This is a genomic window from Halomonas tibetensis, from assembly GCF_042643535.1.
Taxonomy (GTDB): domain Bacteria; phylum Pseudomonadota; class Gammaproteobacteria; order Pseudomonadales; family Halomonadaceae; genus Halomonas; species Halomonas tibetensis.
In genome coordinates, this window is record NZ_JBHRSQ010000008.1 from 35,667 (window position 1) to 56,684 (window position 21,018).

Annotated in this window: 21 protein-coding genes and 1 other RNA gene; 8 read left to right on the forward strand and 14 right to left on the reverse strand. The window is 65.2% G+C overall.

Annotation, left to right across the window (positions count from 1 at the left end; all coding sequences use genetic code 11):
* Window positions 1-3: 3 nt before the first annotated feature.
* Window positions 4-1,227, reverse strand: coding sequence for an ATP-grasp domain-containing protein (locus ACFODV_RS05215; protein ID WP_379755702.1), 1,224 nt, complete (start codon window positions 1,225-1,227; stop codon window positions 4-6).
* 246 nt (window positions 1,228-1,473) lie between these two features.
* Here ACFODV_RS05215 and ffs point away from each other — a divergent pair.
* Window positions 1,474-1,570, forward strand: an RNA gene (ffs, locus tag ACFODV_RS05220) — signal recognition particle sRNA small type.
* A gap of 82 nt (window positions 1,571-1,652) precedes the next feature.
* Here ffs and ACFODV_RS05225 read toward each other — a convergent pair.
* The 11 genes from ACFODV_RS05225 to ACFODV_RS05275 all read right to left on the reverse strand — a co-directional run bounded on the left by ACFODV_RS05225 (window position 1,653) and on the right by ACFODV_RS05275 (window position 11,649).
* Complete coding sequence (locus ACFODV_RS05225) at window positions 1,653-2,411, reverse strand: DUF1538 family protein (protein ID WP_379755705.1); 759 nt, start codon at window positions 2,409-2,411, stop codon at window positions 1,653-1,655.
* Complete coding sequence (locus ACFODV_RS05230; RefSeq protein WP_379755708.1) at window positions 2,408-3,160, reverse strand: DUF1538 family protein; 753 nt, start codon at window positions 3,158-3,160, stop codon at window positions 2,408-2,410. The genes ACFODV_RS05225 and ACFODV_RS05230 overlap by 4 nt, the downstream gene beginning before the upstream one ends.
* A gap of 131 nt (window positions 3,161-3,291) precedes the next feature.
* Window positions 3,292-4,071, reverse strand: a complete 780-nt coding sequence (locus ACFODV_RS05235; protein ID WP_449271883.1) for an amino acid ABC transporter ATP-binding protein — start codon at window positions 4,069-4,071, stop codon at window positions 3,292-3,294.
* A gap of 12 nt (window positions 4,072-4,083) precedes the next feature.
* Entirely contained in the window at window positions 4,084-4,737 is a 654-nt protein-coding gene (locus ACFODV_RS05240) for an amino acid ABC transporter permease (RefSeq protein ID WP_379755711.1), read from the reverse strand.
* A 45-nt stretch (window positions 4,738-4,782) separates the two neighbouring features.
* The gene (locus ACFODV_RS05245; RefSeq protein ID WP_379755714.1) at window positions 4,783-5,439 is read right to left on the reverse strand and encodes an amino acid ABC transporter permease; all 657 of its coding nucleotides are present in this window, start codon (window positions 5,437-5,439) and stop codon (window positions 4,783-4,785) included.
* A 78-nt stretch (window positions 5,440-5,517) separates the two neighbouring features.
* Window positions 5,518-6,321, reverse strand: coding sequence for a transporter substrate-binding domain-containing protein (locus ACFODV_RS05250; protein WP_379755717.1), 804 nt, complete (start codon window positions 6,319-6,321; stop codon window positions 5,518-5,520).
* A gap of 140 nt (window positions 6,322-6,461) precedes the next feature.
* Window positions 6,462-7,652, reverse strand: a complete 1,191-nt coding sequence (locus tag ACFODV_RS05255) for an acetyl-CoA C-acyltransferase (protein WP_379755720.1) — start codon at window positions 7,650-7,652, stop codon at window positions 6,462-6,464.
* Window positions 7,649-8,932: an ArgE/DapE family deacylase gene (locus tag ACFODV_RS05260; protein ID WP_379755723.1), complete on the reverse strand. Its 1,284-nt coding sequence runs from the start codon at window positions 8,930-8,932 to the stop codon at window positions 7,649-7,651. Before ACFODV_RS05260 ends, ACFODV_RS05255 begins: the two co-directional genes overlap by 4 nt.
* Complete coding sequence (locus ACFODV_RS05265; RefSeq protein WP_379755726.1) at window positions 8,932-9,585, reverse strand: 3-oxoacid CoA-transferase subunit B; 654 nt, start codon at window positions 9,583-9,585, stop codon at window positions 8,932-8,934. Before ACFODV_RS05265 ends, ACFODV_RS05260 begins: the two co-directional genes overlap by 1 nt.
* Window positions 9,575-10,276, reverse strand: a complete 702-nt coding sequence (locus tag ACFODV_RS05270; protein ID WP_379755729.1) for a CoA transferase subunit A — start codon at window positions 10,274-10,276, stop codon at window positions 9,575-9,577. The genes ACFODV_RS05265 and ACFODV_RS05270 overlap by 11 nt, the downstream gene beginning before the upstream one ends.
* Complete coding sequence (locus ACFODV_RS05275; protein WP_379755732.1) at window positions 10,273-11,649, reverse strand: aminotransferase family protein; 1,377 nt, start codon at window positions 11,647-11,649, stop codon at window positions 10,273-10,275. Before ACFODV_RS05275 ends, ACFODV_RS05270 begins: the two co-directional genes overlap by 4 nt.
* A gap of 112 nt (window positions 11,650-11,761) precedes the next feature.
* On the opposite strand from ACFODV_RS05275, the gene ACFODV_RS05280 reads away from it, so the two are divergent.
* Complete coding sequence (locus tag ACFODV_RS05280) at window positions 11,762-12,673, forward strand: LysR family transcriptional regulator (RefSeq protein WP_379755735.1); 912 nt, start codon at window positions 11,762-11,764, stop codon at window positions 12,671-12,673.
* Between the two features lie 55 nt (window positions 12,674-12,728).
* Here ACFODV_RS05280 and ACFODV_RS05285 read toward each other — a convergent pair whose 3' ends face one another.
* Window positions 12,729-13,706, reverse strand: coding sequence for a DNA-binding protein (locus tag ACFODV_RS05285; RefSeq protein ID WP_379755738.1), 978 nt, complete (start codon window positions 13,704-13,706; stop codon window positions 12,729-12,731).
* Between the two features lie 228 nt (window positions 13,707-13,934).
* Between ACFODV_RS05285 and dnaX the strand changes: the two genes are divergently transcribed.
* From dnaX to ACFODV_RS05315, 6 genes are all read left to right on the forward strand, one after another.
* Window positions 13,935-15,872: a DNA polymerase III subunit gamma/tau gene (gene dnaX, locus ACFODV_RS05290; protein ID WP_379755741.1), complete on the forward strand. Its 1,938-nt coding sequence runs from the start codon at window positions 13,935-13,937 to the stop codon at window positions 15,870-15,872.
* A gap of 142 nt (window positions 15,873-16,014) precedes the next feature.
* Window positions 16,015-16,341, forward strand: a complete 327-nt coding sequence (locus ACFODV_RS05295; protein WP_379755744.1) for a YbaB/EbfC family nucleoid-associated protein — start codon at window positions 16,015-16,017, stop codon at window positions 16,339-16,341.
* Window positions 16,341-16,946 carry a recombination mediator RecR gene (gene recR, locus ACFODV_RS05300; RefSeq protein ID WP_379755747.1) on the forward strand — a complete coding sequence of 202 codons (606 nt, stop codon included), beginning with the start codon at window positions 16,341-16,343 and terminating at the stop codon, window positions 16,944-16,946. Before ACFODV_RS05295 ends, recR begins: the two co-directional genes overlap by 1 nt.
* Before the next feature lie 54 nt (window positions 16,947-17,000).
* Window positions 17,001-18,128 carry a ribonuclease D gene (rnd, locus tag ACFODV_RS05305; RefSeq protein ID WP_379755750.1) on the forward strand — a complete coding sequence of 376 codons (1,128 nt, stop codon included), beginning with the start codon at window positions 17,001-17,003 and terminating at the stop codon, window positions 18,126-18,128.
* Window positions 18,125-18,436 (forward strand): YcgL domain-containing protein, encoded by a 312-nt coding sequence (locus tag ACFODV_RS05310; RefSeq protein WP_379755753.1) that lies wholly within the window; start codon window positions 18,125-18,127, stop codon window positions 18,434-18,436. Before rnd ends, ACFODV_RS05310 begins: the two co-directional genes overlap by 4 nt.
* Window positions 18,436-18,882, forward strand: a complete 447-nt coding sequence (locus tag ACFODV_RS05315) for a YcgN family cysteine cluster protein (protein WP_379755756.1) — start codon at window positions 18,436-18,438, stop codon at window positions 18,880-18,882. The genes ACFODV_RS05310 and ACFODV_RS05315 overlap by 1 nt, the downstream gene beginning before the upstream one ends.
* A 19-nt stretch (window positions 18,883-18,901) precedes the next feature.
* Here ACFODV_RS05315 and ACFODV_RS05320 read toward each other — a convergent pair whose 3' ends face one another.
* A complete protein-coding gene (locus ACFODV_RS05320; protein WP_379755759.1) occupies window positions 18,902-20,992 on the reverse strand; it encodes a S9 family peptidase in 2,091 nt (696 codons plus the stop codon).
* Window positions 20,993-21,018: the final 26 nt, after the last annotated feature.

Consider the following 21,018-nt stretch of genomic DNA (forward strand, 5'->3'; position numbering starts at 1 on the left):
GTATCAGACATAGAAATCAAGCTCTTCCATATGCTTGAGCAATTCCTTCATGCGCGCCGCCTCCTCGCCCTTGAAGTATATCAGGCCCCAATGGGTGCCGAAGGCGGTCCGCTTGGTGACGGTTTCTTCCATCGGCGCGGTGAGCTCGTGGGACTCGAAGTAGGGGTCGTCCTCGACCTCTTCGGGGATCTCCAACTTGTTGACCACGCGGCGGCGCGGATAGACCCCGAAGCAGCCGGCAAAGCCGTCGGCGTCCACCACTTCCTGCGGGAAGAACGCCTCGACCTCTTCCGAGGTGGTCTTGGGATCGAAGACCAACATGGAGGCCTGGTAGGCGTTGAAGCCATAGACCCGCTCGAGCAGCTCGAAAACCTTGAATCCCGGCGGACGATAGGCCACTTCGCCGAAGTACATCTCGCCGTCACTGGTGACGAAGTACTCCGGATGGATCAGGCCGAACTCGATGTCGAAGGTCTTGATCAGCTTCTCGATCTGCTCGGTGATCTGCGGCCGATAATATTCCAGCTCCGGCGAGGCCGGCACGAACACCGAGTAGCCCAGGGTCACGTACTCGGAGATATTGAGAAAGGCGATCTTGCCATTGTGGATCCACGCTTCCACGGCGAATTCCCAGCCGTCCAGGTGAGATTCCATCAGCACCGGGAATTCCTCGTCCGGGATAGAGTCGACCTCGTCCGGGGTGCGGATCATTCTGTGGCCCAGGCAGCCAGCCTTGTCGAAGGCCTTGAGGTGGATGGGATCGTTGGGGTCGCCGTCGAGCTTGAGGAGGGTCTGGTTGACCCGCTTGAGAAAACGAACGACGTCCTCTTTGTCATGGGCCTCCTCGAAGATGCCTACGCGAATACCGCCAAGCTGAGCGCGACGCTTCATCAGCGCCTTGTCGCGCAGCAGCAGCGACTGGCCATATAAACGGGGGTTGTCGAGTAGCACCGAGTTGATGGCGCCTGCCCACTCCACGGTCTCCTCGAACATCGGAATCGCCACGTCGACGCCCAGCTCCTTGAGGGTCTCGGCGATCTCCATGGAGCGGTCGTTCAGGCGTTCAAAGTTCCAGGACACATAGGGGATGTCGTGCTTCTGGCAGTACTCCTCGGCCCAGTCCGGGGCGACCACCACGTAGCGACGGTCGAAGTTCTCGGCGGCTTCGATGGCGTTCAGGCTCCAGCCAAGCAGAGCGATGTAACCCTTGTTCGGATCCTTTGTCATGGAGTGTCTCCCGATGTGGAAATGGACAGAATCCCGAGCCGACCAATGGACGTTCTCGGGGAAAAACAGATGACTTCCAAAATACAGCAACGTTTGGTCAGGTTCACCCTGGCCCCCGAGGCAAACGCCCCTTGCCGGCCGAGCCCTGCATTGCTATAGTGCGCTCGCACTTGGCAAGGCGTTGATTGACAACGCTCCCTCTGTCGAGTTGACGTCGAAATCTTAGATGTCGCGTTATGGTGGCCCCGTCGGTCCTCCCGCAATGCTAAGCCACAAACCCCGCCAGGCCCGGAAGGGAGCAACGGTAGTGGTGGTCGCGTGTGCCGGGATGTGGCTGTCGGGGCCGCCTCCATTTGTGGTCCTGCATTCCTGTCATTTCATTCGCGTGTCTTCTATTCCTGTTCGAGCCATTCAGAGGTCCCCTCTCAGCGAGGCGGGCGTCGTTCCCACCACTCTGCGATCTGGGCATAGCCCATCACTGTGATGATCGGGAACAGGCAGGCCAGTGCGATCATGCCGAAGCCATCCAGCACCGGGTCGCGTCCCGGGATGGCATCGGCAAGCCCGAGTCCCAGGGCCGCGATGATCGGTACCGTAATCGTCGAGGTGGTGACCCCTCCCGAATCGTAGGCCAGCGGGATGATGCTGCGCGGTGAACGCAGGGTCTGCAGGATCACCAGCAGATAGGCCCCCATCACCAGCCAGTGCAGGGGGAGCCCCAGCACGATCCGCAGAGCGCCAAGGCTGATACCAAAGGCCATGCCCAGCGCCACGGCAATCCTCAGCATCAGCGGATCGATGGTGCCACCCGAGATCTCGCCCGCCTTGAGTGACACCGCGATCAGGGCCGGTTCGGCGATGGTGGTGCTGGCGCCGATGGCGAAAGCGAACAGGTAGACCCAGTAGTAGTCGAGCCAGTGTCGCTGCGCCTCGGTGACCACGGCCGGCAGGAATTGGCGGGAGGTAAGCTGCTCGGCCATCAGGCTGCCCATGGGGAATAGCGCCGTCTCGAGCCCTACCAGGAAGAGCGTCAAACCGAGTAGCACCAGAACGAAACCGGCCAGCACCTGCTTGAGTCGCCGTAGCGGTCGCCGGATCACCAGGTACTGGAAACCGAAGAGAATCGCGGCGATGGGCAGGATATCCAGCAGGGTGCTTCGCAGCACGGCAAGCAACTCGTTCAAGTGAGGCCTCCCCGCAGAATGCCAAACAGTAAGACGAAGATGATCGGCATCACCGAAGCGAAGGCGATCAGCCCGAAACCATCCAGCATGGGGTTGCGTCCCTGGATCGCAGTGGCGAGCCCAATGCCGAGTGCCGTTACCAGCGGTACCGTGATGGTGGAGGTGGTGACCCCGCCTGAATCATAGGCAATGCCGATGATCTCGGCCGGGGCCAGCAAAGTAAGCCCCATGACCAGGGCATAGCCGGCGATGATCATCAGGTGCAGGGGCCAGCCCTTGAGTATGCGCAGTACCCCAAGCATCACGGCGCTGCCGACTGACACGGCCACTACCATCCTCAGTTGAAAGGCGAAGCGCGCCCGGCTGGACTCGGAAGACTCGATCAGCCCGGCGTCGGCGACCACGGTGGCGGCCTTGCCGGCCACGGCGATCAGCGCGGGTTCCGCCACCGTGGTGCCGAGGCCCAGGGCGAAGGCGAACAGCAGCAGCCAGGCGGCGCTGCCCTTGCGGGCAAACTCCCTGGCGAGATGCTCACCGGCTGGAAAAAGACCCAGCTGCAGGCCCTGGATGAACAGGGTCAGCCCTGCGACCACCATGACGAGCCCGCCCAGGAGGTCTAGGAGACTCAGTTCCTCCGGCAGGGGCTGACGAATCACCACCAGCTGGAAGAAGGCCACCACCAGGACCACCGGGGCCAGGTCGCGCAGGCTGTCGCGGGTCTGGCGCAGCAGAGCCGTCAACAGGTCCATGTGATGCCCCATCTCGCCAGGACCATGCCCATCTCCCATCACTACGCCACGCAACCTTCAGTCTGCCACCATCCGGCATTGCGGGGCGAGTAGGTCGACGGCGATTCGCTGCTGCAGGGATTGGCACCTCGTCAGGCCTGAGCCCCCAGGTGTTTGCGCAGGAAGTGCTGGGTGCGTTCCTGATCGGGATGGCTGAACAGGTGGTCGGGGGTGTTGGCCTCGACCACCACGCCGCCATCCATGAACATCGCCCAGTCGGAAACGTCGCGAGCAAAGGTCATCTCGTGGGTGACGATCAGCATGGTCATATGCTCCTCGGCCAAACCCTTCATGACGAGGTTGACCTCCTCGACCAGTTCGGGGTCGAGCGCCGAGGTGGCCTCGTCGAAGAGCATGACCTTGGGGCGCATGGCCAGGGCTCGGGCGATAGCCACCCGCTGTTTCTGGCCCCCGGAAAGCGCGCTCGGATAGACCAGTGCCTTGTCTGCGAGGCCCACGCGCTCAAGCAGCTCCATGCCCAGATCTCGAGCGTCACTGGCGTTCATTCCCTTGAGCTTTCTGGGCGCCAGCGTCACGTTTTCCAGTGTCGAAAGATGAGGAAACAGATTGAAGTGCTGGAACACCATGCCCATGTTCTGGCGGATATGGTTGATGTGCTTCTCGTAGGCCAGGCCCTTCAGGTCGGGCCGATTGACCTGAACGCCATCCAGCGTAATGGTGCCCTCGTCGATCACCTCCAGGTTGTTGACGGAGCGCAGCAGGGTGCTCTTGCCCGAGCCTGACGGACCGATGATGGAGATGATCTTGCCGCGATCTACGCTGAGATCGATGCCCTTGAGCACTTCCAGGTCACCGAAGCGTTTCTTGATCCCCTTGAGCTCGACCATCGGGGTCTCTGTTGTTTGTGTCATGCGGGGTCCTCGTTAGCTGCGGTAGGCGGCGCGACGCTCGATCCACGTCTGGCCGGCTTCCATCATCAGATTGATCAGGTAGTAGATGACGGCGATGGTGATGTAGAACTCGAAGGGGCGGAAGGTCACGCTGATGGCGTACTGCGAGGCATAGACCATTTCGCCGATGCCGATAGCCGACAGCACCGAGATATCCTTGACCATGATGATCATGTTGTTGCTCAGCTGGGGCAGGGCGCGATAGAAGGCCTGGGGGAGAATGATATAGAGGAGCGTTCGGAGGTGGCCGAAACCCAGTGAGCGCGATGCTTCGTACTGGCCGCTGGAGACAGACTTGATGGTGGCGATGAAGATATCGGCGTTATAGGCCATGTAGTGAAAGCCCAGGCCCAGAACCCCCACCACGATCGCCGGTATGAGTATCCATTCGCCGATGCCGAAATAGAGGAAGTACAGCTGCAGCAGCAGCGGTGTGGTCATGAACAGCCAGATGAAGAAGCGCAGCGGCCAGTTCACCATCTTGCGGGTATACAGCGTGATGACTGCCACGATTTGGCCGCCGATTATCGACATCACAGCGACGGCCACGCCGATCAGCAGGGTGACGCCGACGCCCTTCAGCAGGGTGGGCCAATAGTCAATGACGGGGCTGAAGTCGAATTCCATGGGGCTATCCTGGTAGTTGTGGCCCGGCAATGCGCCCGGCAAGTGTTACAGGAAGGTGTAGCGAGTGGCCCGTCGATAGAGGAACTCCACGATGCCCATGACCGCATAGATGATGACGATGTACATCAGGGCGCTGAGCATGAAGACTTCCAGGGGCTTGTAGGTGGAGCCGATCAGCCGCTGGGCCTGATAGGTCAACTCGACCACCGAGATGATCGATACCAGCGAGGAGTTCTTGACCAGAATGATGGCCAGCACCCCTACCGAGCGGATCATCAGGGCAGCCGCCTGGGGCAGAATGATGTGCTGCAGGGTGGCCAGGCGACCGAAGCCCAGGGAGCGCGACGCCTCGCTCTGGCCGCTGTCCACCGACTCGATGGCGCCGCGCATGGCTTCGCTCATGTAAGCCCCGATGTTGAAGGCGCCGACGACAACACCGCAGGTGAAGGGGTCCAGGCGCAGACCAATGGCGGGCCCGCCGTAGAAGACCAGCAACAGCTGTACGAAATAGGGCGTGCCGCGCACCACGCTGATATAGGCGCGGGCCAGCCAGCGAGCCGGTGGTATTCGCGAGGTGCGCAGGGCCACCAGCGCCGAGGCGATAAAGAAACCGAAGAACAGGGCACGCGCGGAGATGTCCACGGTGATCCAGGCCGCCTTCACCAGCAGCGGCGCGATCTCGATCATCAGATTGATGTCCATGATCCCTTCTATCCTGTTGTCGTGTTGTCAGGAGGGTGCGGAAGCAGCAGGGCTCGCGCCCTGCTGTCGAGGGATCATCTAATTGAACTCGACGCCTTCACCGATCCACTTGTCGACGATGGCCTGGTAGGTGCCGTCCTCACGGATCTCGGTCAACGCCGTATTGAGCGCTGCCTTGAGCTGCGGCGTATTCTTCTGGATGGCAATGGCAGCGGGCCAGCTGGGCAGCTCGCCGACATCGATCTGCTTGATGGCGATATCTCCTTCCCCAATGGCCACATAGACGGGAATATCATCGGCGATCATCACGTCGACGCGCCCGGTAGTGAGACCGTTGAGCATGTCGGGAAGGCCCTGGAAGGTCTGGTTGCGCCACCTTCCCTCGGCGTTCTCGGTGGCCCACTGATTGCCGGTCTCGCCGAGGGTGGAACCCACTCGCTTGCCTTCGAAGTCATCGATGCTGCTGACGTCATCGGTCTCTTCCCGCACCCAGATGGAGAGCCCCGAGCGGTAGTAGGGGTCGGTGAAGTCGACGGCCTTCTCGCGCTCTTCGGTGACGCTCATGCTGCAGATGCAGGCGTCGAAACGCCCGCCGGCCAGGGCGGCGACGATGCCGTTCCAGGGCGACGTCTGGATGTTCACCTCGACCCCCATCTTGTCTGCCAGGGCTTCGGCAATATCCACATCGAAACCGATCAGGTTGCCGGCCGTGTCTACGTAGCTGAAGGGCGGGTAGGCGCCGGAATTGGCGACCTGGAAGACGTCATCCTGGATCTCGGGAAGATCCCGGGCCTGGGCCGGCAAGCTGGCCAGAGAAATGGCGCCAAGCAGCGCCAGGGCGCTGATGAAGGGGCGATGGAAAGACGTATTATGATTTTTCATGTCGATGCCTGCTTGTTGTGGATTGTATTGTTCAGTGGAGTTGTATTGTTCAGTGGAGTTGGGTGACGTTCTCGGTTCTGGCGGTTACCTCCTGATGATGGCTCATGGAAACGAGGTGCAGGACATTCTGCCTGCGCGGGTCATGCGCTTTCGAGCAGCAGGGCGATGCCCTGGCCGCCGCCGATGCAGGCGGCCGCACAGCCGTAGCGCTTGTTTTTTACTTGCAGAATTCGTGCCAGGGTTCCGGCAAGGCGAATCCCTGTGGCGCCGAGAGGGTGACCCAGCGCCAGGGCGCCGCCCCAGACATTGACACGCTCGGGGTCCAGCGCCAGCTCGCCCATGGCGTGTAGCGGCACCGCGGCGAAGGCCTCGTTGATCTCCCAGGCGTCGATGTCGGCGATGCCCAGCCCGGCCTGGTCCAGCACGCGCTGAATGGCCGCCGCCGCCCCGGCGCCCATCCGCTCCGGGGCGACGCCGCAGTCGGCGATGCCCACCACTCGGGCGAGGGGCGTGGCGCCATGGCGCGTCAGGGCCTCCTCGGACATCAGCAGGGCGGCGGCGGCCCCGGAGGTGAGCGGAGAGCTGTTGCCGGCGGTCACTCTGCCGCCCTCCTGGAACACCGGGTCGAGTCCAGCCAGACGCTCAGCCGTGGTGTCGGCGCGAATATTAGCGTCTCGTACGATGCGCTCGCCGGCAGCATTGGCCAGCATCAGGCGCTCGCCGTTGAAGCGTCCCTCGGTATCGGCCGCGGCGGCTCGTCGGTGCGAGGCCAGGGCGAAGGCATCCATGGCCTCGCGCCCAATGTCCGCGGCTTCGGCCAGGCGCTCGGCGGTCACGCCCATGTTCAGGGCCACCCCCAGCGCCAGCCAGTCGACCTCTTGCAGCGCGGCCGGGCTGGTCAGCACGCCCTCCTTGAACAGCGCCGGGCCCATGGGCACCCGGGTCATGTTCTCGACGCCGCCGGCGATGCCGACCTCGATGGCACCCGCCTGTATCTCGCGGGCGGTGCTGCGCAGGGCGGCCAGCCCCGAGCCGCACTGCTGATCGATCTGGCGGCTGGCACAGGCGCGGCCCCGCTCGCCCAGGCGCTCGGCAAGCCACAGTGGGTAGCGCCCACCGAAGCTCCACTGCTCCTTGACCGGCAGGGCGCAGCCGATGCTGAGATCCTCCACGGCGGCGCCGTCGAGGTCGCCTCGCTCGAGCAGGGCGTCGATCACGGCAGCCAGCAGCACATCGCTTCGCGTGTCGGCCCAGCCGTCCACCTCCGGCTTGCGGGGGTGCGCTCGAGTGAAAGCGCTGCGGGCGTAGTCGGCGAGATAGACGTCTCTCATGGGGTCGGCTCCTTGGGGTCGGCCAGGCGCCCCCAGCGGTGGATGAACAGCGCGTAGGTAGTCAGCACGTGTCGGATGGAGTCGATCTCCACGCACTCATCAACCCCATGGATGCGCTGGGCGACCGGGCCGTAGCAGGTGCCGTTGATCTCGCCCGAGACGTAGAAGGCGCGCAGGTCGGTGGTGCAGGTGGAAAGGTAGTAAGCCGGCGGCTTGCCAAGCAGTGCCTCGTGGCACTCGGAAAGCAGCCGGATGCCCGGAGTATCGAGGTCGACCAGGTGCCCCTCCGAGCGGAAGCCATGGAAACTGACCCGGGGCGCCGGCGTAGCATCGTCGAGCTCGGCATGGCGGGCGGCAAGGGTCTCGCGCACCCGCCCCATGGCCTCGTCAGGCGTCATACCCGGCGGAAAGCCGACGCGCCCCTCGAGGATGGCGTGGGCCGGCACGCTGGAGGCCCAGTTGCCGCCCTCCACCCGCCCGATGCTGAGATTGAAGGGATGGGGATGGTCGACATAGGGCGCTGGGCGGGGCAGGGCGTTGATCTCCTCCTCCAGCGCCTTGAGCGCCGGCAGATAGAGCTGCAGGGTCTCGATGGCGTTGCGGCCCGCGGCGGTGTCGAGCACGTGAGCCGGCAGGCCCTCGATCTGCATGCGGAACCACAGCACGCCCACCTGTCCGCTGTAGATTTGGGCGCCGAAGGGCTCGGGGATCAGCACGAAATCGCCGCTAAAGCCCTGATGCAGGCAGGCCAGAGCGCCGTTCCCGGTGCACTCTTCCTCGATCACCGTCTGCAACGTCAGCGGGAAATCGATGGTCACGCCGGCCTGGCGCACCGCCTGCACCGCCATGACCATGGCGGCGATGCCGGCCTTCATGTCGCCGGCACCACGGCCGTAGAGCCAGCCGTCCTGTTCCCAGGGTTCCCAGGGCGTGCGGGTCCACATGTCGACGGGCTCGGCGGGCACGACGTCCAGATGGCCGTTGAACACCAGGTGCGGACCGCTGGCATCGGGATTGAGCCGCGAGACCAGGTTGTAGCGACCGGCGCTGTCCCATTCGGTGGGCACTCGGTGAGGGTGCTCGGCAAACCCCGGGGCATCCAGCGGCACCCGGGTCGCCGGCAAGTCGAGCCGTTCGAACCAGGCCTCCATGGTGTCCAGCGCCCCATGCTCCTGGCCCAGCACGCTGTAGCCGCGCACCAGGTCGCAGGTCAGCGCCAGGGTGTCGTCCATGAGCCCTTCGCAGGCGGCAACGATGCGCTTCTCTGTGGCGTCCAGCATCAGAATCTCCCCAGTCGTGACTCGTCGATGATCAGCGTCGCCTCGGTGGCCGCGCGCAGGCTCAACGGGTCGAGGCCCTCGGCGATGTCTACCACGCTAAGCCCCTCCGGGGTCACGTCCATCACCGCTTTGTCGGTGATGATGCGCGACACGCAGCCGCTGGCGGTGAGCGGCAGGCGACAGCGCTCGAGGATCTTGGGGTTGCCGTGCTTGTCGTTGTGGGAGCAGAGCACCACCAGCCGCTTGACCTTCTGGGCCAGTTCCATGGCGCCGCCGATGCCGGGCGAGAACTTTCCGGGGATCTTCCAGTTGGCCAGGTTGCCAGCGGCGTCGACCTCGAAGGCGCCCATGAAGGTAAGGTCAACCCGGCTGCGCCGAATCATGGCGAAGGAGGTGGCGCTGTCGAAGACGCTGGCTCCGGGGCGGGTGGTGATGTAGGCCCCGCCGGAGTCGATCATGTCGTGGTCCGGCGCCTCGCCGTCGCGGCGCGGGCGGCAGCCCAGCACGCCGTTCTCGGAGTGCACCAGCACTTCCATTTCGTCGGGCAGGTAGTGGAAGAGTCGGGTCGGCAGGCCGATGCCGAGATTGACGATCTGGCCGGGGATCACCTCCCGGGCGGCTCGGGTCAGGATGCGCTGGGTGTCAGAGCTCATGGCGGCGCACTCCCTGTTCGCTGGTGACACGGTCGACCTGCACTACCTGGCTGACGAAGGCGCAGGGGGTGTGGATGGCATCGATGGGTAGCTCGCCCGGTGCGTCGAGGCGGTAGGCCTGGGCGATCACCTGCTCGGCGGCCATGGCCATCAGCGGGTTGAAGTTGCTGGCGGTGGCGCGGTAGATCAGGTTGCCGTAGCGGTCGGCCCGCTCGGCGTGCACCAGGGCAAAATCGGCGTGCAGGGCGGGCTCGATGCCCCAGGTGCGGCCGTCGATCTCGATCTCCCGGCGGCTCTCGGCGATCTCGGTGCCCTGGCCGATGTCGGTGAGAAAGCCGCCGTGGCCGGCGCCGGCGCAGCGGATCTTCTCGGCGAGCAGGCCCTGGGGATGAAAACTCACCTCGAGCCGCCCGGCATTCATCGCCTCGATGGCCGTGCGGTTGAGCCCCAGGTGCGAAGTGATCAGCCGCCGGACGCGTCCGGCCTCGATCAGCCTGCCGATGCCGATGCCCGGTTCGTTGGCATCGTTCTTGATCAGGGTAAGCTCGTCCTGGCCACTTGCCAGCAGGGCGTCGAGCAGGGCGAAGGGGGTGCCAGGCGAGCCGAAGCCGCCGACCATGATCGTCGCCCCCTGCGGAATGGCGGCCACTGCCGCCTCAAGATCGCGGACCTTCTGGGTGAGCAGCGTCATGATGTCGGGGCCTCCTTCGGCTGGGAGGTGAAGGCAGCGGTGCCGGCTTCGTCGGCCAGCGCCTGGTCGAAGCGGGCCATGGCGCGCCCCAGTCGCTCGAGCAGCGTCCCCACCTCCTGGGCGCGGATGGTCAGCGGCGGGGTGACCAGGAAATGGTCGCCGGCCACGCCGTCCAGGGTGCGTCGGGGATAGATCAGCAGCCCCTCCTCCTTGGCCAGGGCGGTGATCTGGGCGAAACGGTTCTGCCCGGCGGGGAAGGGCTGGCGGGTCGCAGGGTCGGCGACCAGTTCGACGCCCCACAGCAGGCCGAGGCCGCGCACGTGGCCGACCCAGGGGTAGCGTTCGGCCAGCGTTCGCAGACCGGCCTCAAGCTGCTCGCCTCGCGCCCGGGTGTTGTCCAGCAGCCGCTCGCGGCGGATTGCCTCGATCACAGCGAGGCCGGTGGCACAGGCCAGCGGGTTGCCGGCGTAGGTGTGGCCGTGCTGGAAGCCGCCGTTGGCCATCACCTTGGAGACGATGTCGTCCCGGGCGAGCAGTGCCCCCACCGGGTAATAGCCGGCGCCCAACCCCTTGGCGGTGACCAGAAGATCGGGGATGACGCCGTAGTGCTGCCAGGCGAACCAGGTGCCGGTGCGGCCCAGGCCGGTGAGCACCTCGTCGAGGATCAGCAGGCAGCCGACGTCGTCGCACAGCGCGCGGATACCCTTCAGATAGCGCTCGCCGAGCAGCCGGGCGCCGGTGCTTGCACCGCCCACCGGCTCCAATATGAAGGCGATGATCGACTCGGGACCGGCAGCCTCAATGGCCGTCCGGGTCTCGGCCAGCACCCGGTCGACATGGGCGTCGTCGTCGGCATCCTGGTGGCGATAGAAGTCGGGGCCCGCCACCTTGAGCGAAGCGTGGGTGAGCTCGGTGAAGGGCGCCTCCAGGGGGTGATAGCCGGTGACGCCAAGCGCCCCCAGGGTGCTGCCATGGTAGGAGGGGCGCAGGGAAACGAAGCGGCGTCGCTGCGGCTCGTCGGTGGCGACCACGTACTGCCGTGCCAGCTTGAGAGCCGACTCCACGGCCTCTGAGCCGCTGCAGACGAAGAATACCTTTTCCAGGGCGCCGTCGGTCAGCTCGACCAGGGCGCGGCCCAGGGCCAGGGCGGGGGCATTCTCGAATTGAGTGCGATAGGTGAAGGCGACGCGGTCTAGCTGGGCCAGCATGGCATTGCGGATGTCCTGCCTGCCGTGACCGAGGTTGCAGGAGATGGCGCCCGAGCAGCCGTCCAGATAGGCCTTGCCCCGGGTATCCCACAGGGTGACGCCATCGGCATGGCTGACTTCCGGCAGGGTGGGGCCAGCCTGGTAGAACAGCGGTGAGTCGGTCATCGAGGATTCCGATTGTCGTTGTGGTGATGAAGGAAGGCTCGATTCAGTCTAGGTAGCGATGGCAACATATTTCAATATATGATGTTTTTATCGGATTCAGTGAGTTTAAGTCATGGCAGATGTGACCATCCACTCGCTCAAGGCGCTGGCGATCTTCAAGACGCTGTTTGAGGCGGGCAGTGCATCCCAGGCGGCGCGGACCCTGGGCATCACCCAGTCAGGGGTCAGCCGTTCGTTGGCCCAACTGGAGGAGAACCTCGGGATCCAGCTCTACCTGCGCGAGAAGAACCGCCTGGTGGCTACGCCGGAGGCCCGTGAGCTCTACGACGAGATCCTGCGGCTGATGGGCAATATCGAAGAGCTGCGTCACAGCGTGCTGGCACTCAAGGAGTTCGGGACGTCGCGGCTGCGAATCGCCTCGATTCCCGGCCTCTCCTTCGGCTTCGTGCCGAGCCTGGTGGCGGCGCTGCTGGAGGAAAATCCTCGCTTCAGCGTGAGTCTGGACATGATGTCCAGCAATGAGGTGCAGCTGGCCGTGGAGTCGAGCCACGCCGATATCGGCTTTGTCACCCTGCCGGTGGCCTCGCGGGTGCTGGAGGTGGAACCCTGGTTGACCACCGAGGCGGTCTGCCTGCTGCCGACGGCCCACCCCCTGGCGGACAAGGCGCGTATCGACATCGAGGACCTGTGCGATCAGCACCTGGTGATCAGCAACCAGCCGAGCATCAGCACCAATCCGCTGCTTGAACTCATCGCCCGCCACGGCATTCAGATCGCCGGCAAGACCGAAGCCAACATCGGAACCATCTCGGCGCTGGTGGCCAACGGTGTGGGGATCACGGTGATGAACCCGGTGACTGCCCGGGACCAACTCTCGTCTCGAGACGAAGTGGTGGTGCGTCCGTTTTTCCCGGCCATGACGTTCGGCTTCGGACTGGTCTATCGCGGCGAATGGAAACAGTCCCGTGTACTGGCCTTCTTGCGTGACAGGGGCAAGGCGCTGATGGCCGATTATCGGGACTGAGACTCAGATGACAGGGGCTGGAGGAGGTTATAGGCAATGCCCGTTGCGAGGGCGATCAGTCGCGCTCGCCGCTGGGGCGCCCTCCCGTGGGGCGCAGGCTGCGCTGGCGCTGCTGAACCTGCATGGCGTCCATGCGTGACTTGAGGGCGGCCTGGGTGGCCTGAAGTGCCTCTGCGCGAATCTCGGCCTTGGAAGCCCGCTGGGCCGCTTCCTGGGCCTGCTTCAGGGCTTCGTGGCGGGCTCTCTCCATGGCATCCGCGCGCTGCTTCTGCTCGTTGCGCAGTTCGGCGATCTCCTGGCGCTGTCGGGCACGTTCGGCCTGCAGCTCCTTTTGCAGTTCGGCATGCTGTTCGGTCTTCTCGCGCACCGTGACCAGGGCGCTGTCGCGCTGGGTATCGGCCACGGCCTGATTGCGTTCCGCCTTGATGCGTTCGGCATCGGCGTCCCGCGTCTGGCGCTCGGCGGCCAGCCGAGCCTGCACGGCCTCCTCAAGCTGCTCGCGCAGCATCTCTACCTGTTGACGTGTCTGCAGCAGCGCCTCGCGATGCGTGCGCGATTCGCGCTGTTCACGCTCTAGACTCTCGCGCAGCTCATTGAAACCGGTCTGAAGTTCATCGCGACGAGCCATGGCCTGCTCGGCGGCGCTTTCCGCCGTGGTTGCTCGGGTCTCCAGTTCGGTCAGGCGTTGCTCCATGGTTTCGCCAAGCTCGGCCAGACTGGCGGCGTCGCTGCGGGCCTCTTCGGCTAGCTTCTCGCCCCGTGCGAGAGCGGCGCTGGCGTGTCGTGCGAGTTCCTCCTCCAGCGCGCCGATAAGTGACTCCGGCAACCGGGGCGTGGGAGGTTCCGGCGCTGGCCGCGCGGCACGCCAGGCGCTCAGGTGGCGTTGGATGCGGTTGGGCGAGCCGGCACCCAGGTGCTCGCATACTCGCTGCAGGGTGGGCTCTGCCCCGCGGCCCTCAAGGTTCTCGGCGGCGGCGGCGACCTGCTCATAGGAAATCCCCGCCGTGGGCGGTAAGGAAGGCTGTCGGCTCATGGTCTCATCCCTGTTCGAGGCGCGCTGCGGTGTCATCCCGGCGAGACTACCACAGCCGGCGGTTGGCGCAGAGGCCGAGGTGAGCTTTGGGCGGTGCACGACCCGCGTTGCTTTCCGCGGCCGGCCCCAGTCGCTAGAATGTACCACTCAGTCGGGCTTCGGGCGCCGATCCATTTCCGGGCGCCGGCACGTCGCCGACATTTGACCACCGCAAGGATTCCGCGCTGCATGAGCTATCAGGTTCTGGCCCGCAAGTGGCGGCCGCGTACCTTCCACGAGCTGGTGGGCCAGGAGCACGTCCAGCGTGCGCTGGTCAACGCTCTGGATCAGGGGCGCCTTCACCATGCCTACCTGTTTACCGGTACCCGCGGGGTTGGCAAGACCACTCTGGCGCGCATCCTCGCCAAGTGCCTCAACTGCACGTCCAAAGGATACGGGGACGAAGGCATTACCTCGACTCCTTGCGGGGAATGCGCCAGCTGCGTGTCCATCGACGAGGGGCGCTTCGTCGACCTGATCGAAGTGGACGCCGCGTCACGCACCAAGGTGGAGGATACCCGCGAGCTACTCGACAATGTGCAGTACGCGCCGACCCAGGGTCGCTACAAGGTGTATCTCATCGATGAGGTACACATGCTCTCTACCAGCAGCTTCAATGCCTTGCTCAAGACCCTGGAAGAGCCACCGCCCCACGTGAAGTTCCTGCTGGCCACGACCGACCCGCAGAAGCTGCCCGCCACGGTGCTGTCACGCTGTCTGCAATTTACGCTCAAGCACATGCCGCCGGAGCGCATCGTCGGCCACCTGGCCAAGGTGCTCGAGGCCGAGTCGGTTCCCTTTGAAGAAAGCGCATTGTGGCTGCTGGGTCGCGCCGCCGAAGGCTCCATGCGTGACGCCATGAGCCTCACCGACCAGGCCATTGCCTTTGGTCAGGGGCGAGTGGAGCACGCCGACGTAAGCGCCATGCTAGGCACCCTCGACCAGCGCTACGTGCTGGCGCTGGTCGAGGCCCTGGCTGACGTGGATGCTGCCCGGGTGCTGTCCGAGTTGGCAGCACTTGCCGAGCGTGCTCCCGACTTCGCCGGAGTGCTCGACGAGCTCACCGCGGTGCTGCATCGCCTGGCCATCGCTCAGATGGTGCCGGATGCCCTGGACAACGGCCACGGCGATCGCGACGCGCTGCTTGCGCTTGCAGCACGCTTCACCGCCGAGGATGTGCAGCTTTACTATCAGATTGGCATCCAGGGGCGTGGCGACATGGAACATGCCCCTGACCTGCGCACCGCCCTGGAAATGACGCTGCTGCGTATGCTGGCCTTCCGCCCCCAGGGCGTGCCGAAGCCCCCCACGACGCCGCTGCCGCTGCGCGACTCGGGGCAGGGCGCACCGACGTCCCATGTGCCGCAGGCCGCCCCTGGCGCTTCCGGTGCTCCTTCGGCGGCCCCTTCGTCCGGGGCACCCTCCGCCGCCATGGACGCGGCGCTCGCCCCTGAGCCTCGGCCTGATCGCCAGATTGCCTCCAGTCCCGAGCCCTCGGCAGAGGAACCGGAGCCGACGCGACGCGTGGATCCGAGACATGAGGCGCCTCCGCCCTGGGAATCACTGCCTGAGCCGATAGGCGAACCGGCCGTCGAATCGCCCGGTGCCGATGTCTCGGCGCCCACCGAGCCGCCCCCTGCGGCGCCAGAGCCAGAGCCAGAGCCAGAGCCAGAGCCAGAGCCAGAGCCAGAGCCAGCGATGCCGGCCCCTGGCAGGCAAGGCTTCTTCGGCCATGCCGAGTGGCTGGCCTGCTTCGAGTCGCTGGGCCTGGGCGGGCTGACCCGCAACCTGGCGGCCAACTGCGTGGTGGAGCAGGATGACGGCGAGGTGCTTCGGATGCGCCTCGATCCGTCGCTCTCCGCCATGCGCGCCGATATCCATCTCGAACGCATGCGCAATGCCCTGACCGAGCACGGCGTGACGCGTCGCCTCGTGGTGGAGGAGGGGACTCTGCCCGAAGAGGTCGAGACTCCGCGCCAGCAGGCCGAACGGCTGGCGGCCGAGCGCCACGCCCAGGCCGTTGCCGCCCTGCAGCGCGATCCCAATATCCAGAAGCTCCAGCAGGCCTTCGGGGCACGGCTGATCGAATCCACGGTCAAGCCCGCCGACGCCGGGGCGCCTTCCTGAACGGCGGGGCGCCTTATCGGCGCGCATTTCCGAAGGCGCGTATTCCTGAACGGCGAGAGCGCCGCGGCGTCATAGTCACACGCATTCAAGTCGTACTGATTCGCAAATCGTAAACCTTACTGAAATAAAGAGAGGACTCACCATGTTCAAGGGTGGAATGGGCAACATCATGAAGCAGGCCCAGGAGATGCAGGAGAAGATGCAGCAGGTCCAGGAGGAGGTCGCCCGCGCAGAGGTTCACGGCGAGGCCGGTGCGGGCATGGTCAAGGTGACCATGAACGGCCGTCACGACGTCAGCAAGGTCGACATCGACCCCAGCGTCATGGAAGAGGACAAGGAGCTGCTCGAGGACCTGCTGGCCGCCGCGGTAAACGACGCCGTGCGTAAGGTGGAGGCCAACTCCAAGGCCAAGATGGAGGAGGCGACTGCCGGACTGAACCTGCCGCCCGGTTTCAAGATGCCCTTCTGATGAGTTTTTCCCCCCTTGTCGAGAAACTCATGGAATCGCTGCGGGTGTTGCCAGGCGTCGGGCCCAAGACCGCCCAGCGCATGGCCATGCACCTGCTCGAGCGCGACCGTGACGGCGGCCGACGCCTGGCCGGCGTGCTCGAGGAGGCCATCGAGCGAGTCGGCTACTGTCGGCGCTGCCGCACTCTCACCGAGGAGGAGGTCTGCCGGCTGTGCACAAGTGCGCGGCGCGATGATGCCCTTCTCTGCGTGGTGGAGTCCCCCGCCGACCAGCTCGCCATCGAGGATGCCGGCGGCTTTCAAGGACGCTACTTCGTGCTGCATGGCCATCTCTCGCCTCTGGATGGCATCGGCCCCGAGGATATCGGCCTCGACCAGCTCGAGACTCGGGTAGCCGAGGGGGGCATCGAGGAGATGATCCTGGCCACCAACCCCACCGTAGAGGGCGAGGCCACCGCCCATTATATCGCCGCCCAGTTCGCTCCCCATGGGGTGCGTCTGTCGCGCCTTGCTTACGGCGTGCCCATGGGCGGCGAGCTTGAATACGTGGACGGCGGCACTCTGAGCCGCGCCTTCAACGGTCGCCTGCCATTCCGAGGCGACTGACTCCTGTCTCCGATGCTTCTTGTCTTTGACGATTCCCGACCTGCCGGAACCCTCATGCCCCTGACCCCCGAAATACGTTGGATCGATACTCCCGAGGCCTTGGACGCCGCCTGTGCCGAGGTGGCCGGCGCCGATGTTATCGCGCTAGACACCGAATTCTTCCGCGAGAACACTTTCTACCCGGTGCCGGCGCTGATCCAGTTCTCCACTGGCGGCCCGGCCTGGCTGGTCGATCCCCAGGCGGTGGCCTGTACCGATGCCTTCCGTCGGCTTCTGGCCGAGGGGCCTCTGAAGCTGGTCCACGCCGCCAGCGAGGATCTCGAGGTTTTCGCCGGCTGGGCCGGTGTGACGCCGGCACCCCTGGTGGATACCCAGCTGGCCCAGGGTCTGCTGGGCGAAACCCCGTCCATGGGCTACCAGAAACTGGTGGAACACTGGACCGGCCACACCCTGCCCAAGGACGAGACCCGATCCGACTGGCTGGCGCGCCCGCTCTCCGAGACCCAGCAGGCCTATGCGGCGCTGGACGTTATCTACCTGGTCGAGGTGTGGCAGCTGCAGCGCGAGTCGCTCCAACGTCACGGCCGTCTTGCCTGGCTGGAGGCGGACTGCGCCGATCTGGTTGCCCAGGCCGGCCGCAGCGAGGCGGCCGATGGCCAGTGGTACCAGCGCCAACGTCAGCTGTGGCGCCTGACGCCGCGCCAGGTCGAAGCCTACCGCCGCTTGACCACCTGGCGAGAAGGAGAGACCCGGGCCCGCAACCTCCCACGGGGCTGGCTGGTTCACGACCGGGTGCTTTACGCCATCGCCGAGGCGCTGCCCGAGAACCGCTTCGAACTAGCCCGCATCGAAGACGTCAAGCCGAGCCTCATCAAGCGAGATGGCGACACCCTGCTGGCGCTGGTGGCCGAGGCACGCCACCTGGACGAGGCCGAGCTTCCTCCAGCGCTGCCGTCGCCCATGGCGCCAGAGTTCAAGCGGGTAATGAAGGCGCTGAAGAAAGTGGTCAACGCCGAGGCCGAGGCCCAGAGTCTGGCCCCGGAGGTGTTGCTGCGCCGCCGCGACCTGGAAGCCCTGGTGACCGCCCACCTGGAAGACCAAACGCTGCCGCTGCCGTCAGGCTGGCGCGGTGAACAGCTGAATGAGAGCCTCATGAAGGCGTTGGAGGAACAGCCCCGATGAGCGACGATCGGATGCGCGGCGACAAGCTGCTCTGCGAGGTGTTCAAGAGCCCCCGCATGGACGAGATGTATCTCTACGTGGACAAGCGCGAGGGGCTCATTCGGGTGCCCGAACCGCTGCTCGAGCGTTTCGGCAAGCCGAAAGCGGCGATCACACTGATTCTTACCCCTGAGAAGCGGATGGGCCGCGCCCAAGCGGCCGATATCATGGCGGCGATTCGCGAGAAGGGCTTTTACCTGCAGATGCCCCCTGCCAAGGAGGAGTACCTGCTCGACCTCTATCGCACCCCCACCGAGGCCCGCTACTAGTGAGAGAACGATTCTGGGAGCAGTACCCCCTCGAGGAGCTCACCGCCGAGGAGTGGGAGGCGCTGTGCGACGGTTGCGGCCAGTGTTGCCTGCTCAAATTCCAGGATGACGAAAGCGGCGAGCTGGCGGTGCTCAATCTGGCCTGCGAACTGCTGGATATCCACAGCTGCCGCTGTAGCGACTACGAGCACCGGCTCTCTCGGGTGCCGGACTGCACCCGGCTCACCCCGGCCCTGATCGACCAGTTCCGCTGGCTGCCCAAGTCATGTGCCTATCGTCGGGTAGCGGAGGGCCGCAAGCTGGCGCGTTGGCATCCGCTGCTCTCGGGCGATCCTGAAAAAGTGCACCGCAAAGGTGTCAGCGTGCGGAATTTCGCCGTTACGAGTCGTGGAGTGCCGGAGGAGCACTACGAGGACCATATCATCGCGGTCATTCCCATCGATTGATGGGAGTGACTGATGAAAGCTATGCCTCGCGGTTTTCCACGCCCAGCGCCCAGAGGATATAGGCGTCCTGACGGGCGCCGTCGTGCCATGCCTTGAAGCGTCCTGAGGCGCCGCCATGGCCGGCGGCCATGTCGGTCCGCAGCAGCACAGGGCCCCGCGCGGTGCCGAGCTCCGTCAGCCGCGCATAGAGCTTGGCCGGCTCCCAATAGGGTACCCGGGTGTCGTGCCAGCTACCCTGCAGGAACATGGTCGGATACGGGGCGGCAGCCAGATTGTCCAGCGGCGAATAGTCGCGAATCCGCTTGCGGGTGTCGGGTTCGTCCGGGTTACCCCACTCGGTGTACTCGGCGGTGGTCAGAGGCAGATCGGGGTTCTCCATGGTGCGCAGCACATCCACGAAGGGCACGTCGAGCACCGCCGCACTGAAGGCCTCCGGGGCCAGGTTGAGACTGGCGCCCACCAGCAGGCCGCCGGCGCTGGCGCCGTAGGCGGCAATGCGCTCGCCGTCGCTGATGCCGTGCTCCACCAGGCAGTCCCGGGCGGCGAGAAAGTCGCGAAAACTGTTGGCCTTGTGCTCCAGTTTACCGGCCAGGTACCAGGGTTCGCCGCGATCGCCGCCGCCACGCACATGGGCCACCGCAAAGGCTACGCCGCGGGCCAGCAACTCCAGGCGGGCCACGGAAAACCAGGGATCTAGCACCTCGCCGTAGGCGCCGTAGCCGTAGAGCAGCGTCGGCAGGGGGTGGCCAACCAGGTTGGCGCGCATCACCACCGAGACCGGGATGCGCGCGCCGTCGTGGGAGGTCGCCCATAGCCGCTCGCAGACCAGGGCCTCTGGCTTGAGGTCGCCGTGGATTGGTTGCTGCTTGAGAAGGGTGCGCTCGCCGCTGTCCAGGTCGTGTTCGATCCAGCTCACCGGCAGCACGAAGGACTCCTCGCGTAGTCGCAGGCGGCGCTGGTCGAAGTGGGGCGCATCGCCCAGCGCCAGGCTGCAGGGCGTCTCCGGCAGCGGCAGGCGCTCGTCCCGAGTGATGCCATGTTCCTCATCGAACTCGATGACACGCAGCCAAACCTGAGCCTCTTCATGGTCGCGTTCAGTGATCACCAGACCCCAGGCGAAGGCGTCAACGCCCTCCAGGGTGTCCTCTTCCCGGTGGGGAATCAGCGGCTGCCACTGGTCGGCGTCGGCAGCCTCTTCGACGCGCGCCTCGTCGATCATATCGAGACGAAAGTGAGTCGCACCGCGGTTGTGCAGCAGGTAGAAGTGGCCCGGGCGATGGTCCAGAGAGAGCTCAACGCCGCTTTCCCTGGGTCGGAAGCAGCGTGGGGCGGTGGCCGGCGCCATCGCCGGAATCAGGTAGCTCTCGCTGGTGTCCTTTGAGGCGCTCTCCAGCACCAGCCATTCTCGGGAGCGTGTCTTGCCGAGCCCTAGCCAGAATTCAGGGTCCTCTTCGCGCAGTACCAGCTCGGGTTCCCCCGCCACCCCCTCGTTCAACACCAGACGCCAGATGCTCTCGGGGCGCTGGGTGGCATCGTAGCGAGTAAAGAACAGGGTGGTGTTATCCTCCGCCCAGGTGAGCTCAGGGCCGATGCCCTCCAGCAGGCGCTCGGGTTCCCCATCGGGGAGGCGCGCCAGGAAGAGGTCGAACATCTCATCGCCGCGGGTATCCTCGCTCCAGGCCAGCCAACGCTCGTCCGGCGAGAGCGCCATGTCGCCCAGTTCCAGGAAGTCGTGGTCGGCGGCCCGTTTCTCCATGTTCAGGAAGGGGACGGCACGGTCCGGCTTGCCGTTGGGATGACGCCACCACACCGGATAGTCGGCCTCGGCGGCGGTCTCGCTCCAGTAGGTGTAGTGGTCCAAAGGGGTGCGCAGCCCGTGCACGGCAAGCTCCCGGCGTGCCAGGTGGCCGTGGTAGAGACGCTCCACCAGATCGTCCAGCGGGGCAAACCAGGTGGAGAATTCGGCGTTGGCCGCCTCGAGAAAGGTCGTGACCCCTGGCTCCTCGCGGTTCTCCAGCCAGTGCCACTCGGGATCTTCCGGACGATGGAAGCGGGCAACCGGTGAGGCGGAGGCCGGGTTGTCGGGGTGATGCGGCGGCTGTGCTTTCATGGTGGGGGATGTACCATACTCAGGAC

Coding starts and splice junctions, on each gene's coding strand:
- ACFODV_RS05215 (WP_379755702.1), bottom strand. CDS start 1,227: ATGACAAAGGATCCGAACAAGGGTTACATCGCTCTGCTTGGCTGGAGC.
- ACFODV_RS05230 (WP_379755708.1), bottom strand. CDS start 3,160: ATGGACCTGTTGACGGCTCTGCTGCGCCAGACCCGCGACAGCCTGCGC.
- ACFODV_RS05235 (WP_449271883.1), bottom strand. CDS start 4,071: ATGACACAAACAACAGAGACCCCGATGGTCGAGCTCAAGGGGATCAAG.
- ACFODV_RS05240 (WP_379755711.1), bottom strand. CDS start 4,737: ATGGAATTCGACTTCAGCCCCGTCATTGACTATTGGCCCACCCTGCTG.
- ACFODV_RS05245 (WP_379755714.1), bottom strand. CDS start 5,439: ATGGACATCAATCTGATGATCGAGATCGCGCCGCTGCTGGTGAAGGCG.
- ACFODV_RS05250 (WP_379755717.1), bottom strand. CDS start 6,321: ATGAAAAATCATAATACGTCTTTCCATCGCCCCTTCATCAGCGCCCTG.
- ACFODV_RS05255 (WP_379755720.1), bottom strand. CDS start 7,652: ATGAGAGACGTCTATCTCGCCGACTACGCCCGCAGCGCTTTCACTCGA.
- ACFODV_RS05260 (WP_379755723.1), bottom strand. CDS start 8,932: ATGCTGGACGCCACAGAGAAGCGCATCGTTGCCGCCTGCGAAGGGCTC.
- ACFODV_RS05265 (WP_379755726.1), bottom strand. CDS start 9,585: ATGAGCTCTGACACCCAGCGCATCCTGACCCGAGCCGCCCGGGAGGTG.
- ACFODV_RS05270 (WP_379755729.1), bottom strand. CDS start 10,276: ATGACGCTGCTCACCCAGAAGGTCCGCGATCTTGAGGCGGCAGTGGCC.
- ACFODV_RS05275 (WP_379755732.1), bottom strand. CDS start 11,649: ATGACCGACTCACCGCTGTTCTACCAGGCTGGCCCCACCCTGCCGGAA.
- ACFODV_RS05280 (WP_379755735.1), top strand. CDS start 11,762: ATGGCAGATGTGACCATCCACTCGCTCAAGGCGCTGGCGATCTTCAAG.
- ACFODV_RS05285 (WP_379755738.1), bottom strand. CDS start 13,706: ATGAGCCGACAGCCTTCCTTACCGCCCACGGCGGGGATTTCCTATGAG.
- dnaX (WP_379755741.1), top strand. CDS start 13,935: ATGAGCTATCAGGTTCTGGCCCGCAAGTGGCGGCCGCGTACCTTCCAC.
- ACFODV_RS05295 (WP_379755744.1), top strand. CDS start 16,015: ATGTTCAAGGGTGGAATGGGCAACATCATGAAGCAGGCCCAGGAGATG.
- recR (WP_379755747.1), top strand. CDS start 16,341: ATGAGTTTTTCCCCCCTTGTCGAGAAACTCATGGAATCGCTGCGGGTG.
- rnd (WP_379755750.1), top strand. CDS start 17,001: ATGCCCCTGACCCCCGAAATACGTTGGATCGATACTCCCGAGGCCTTG.
- ACFODV_RS05310 (WP_379755753.1), top strand. CDS start 18,125: ATGAGCGACGATCGGATGCGCGGCGACAAGCTGCTCTGCGAGGTGTTC.
- ACFODV_RS05320 (WP_379755759.1), bottom strand. CDS start 20,992: ATGAAAGCACAGCCGCCGCATCACCCCGACAACCCGGCCTCCGCCTCA.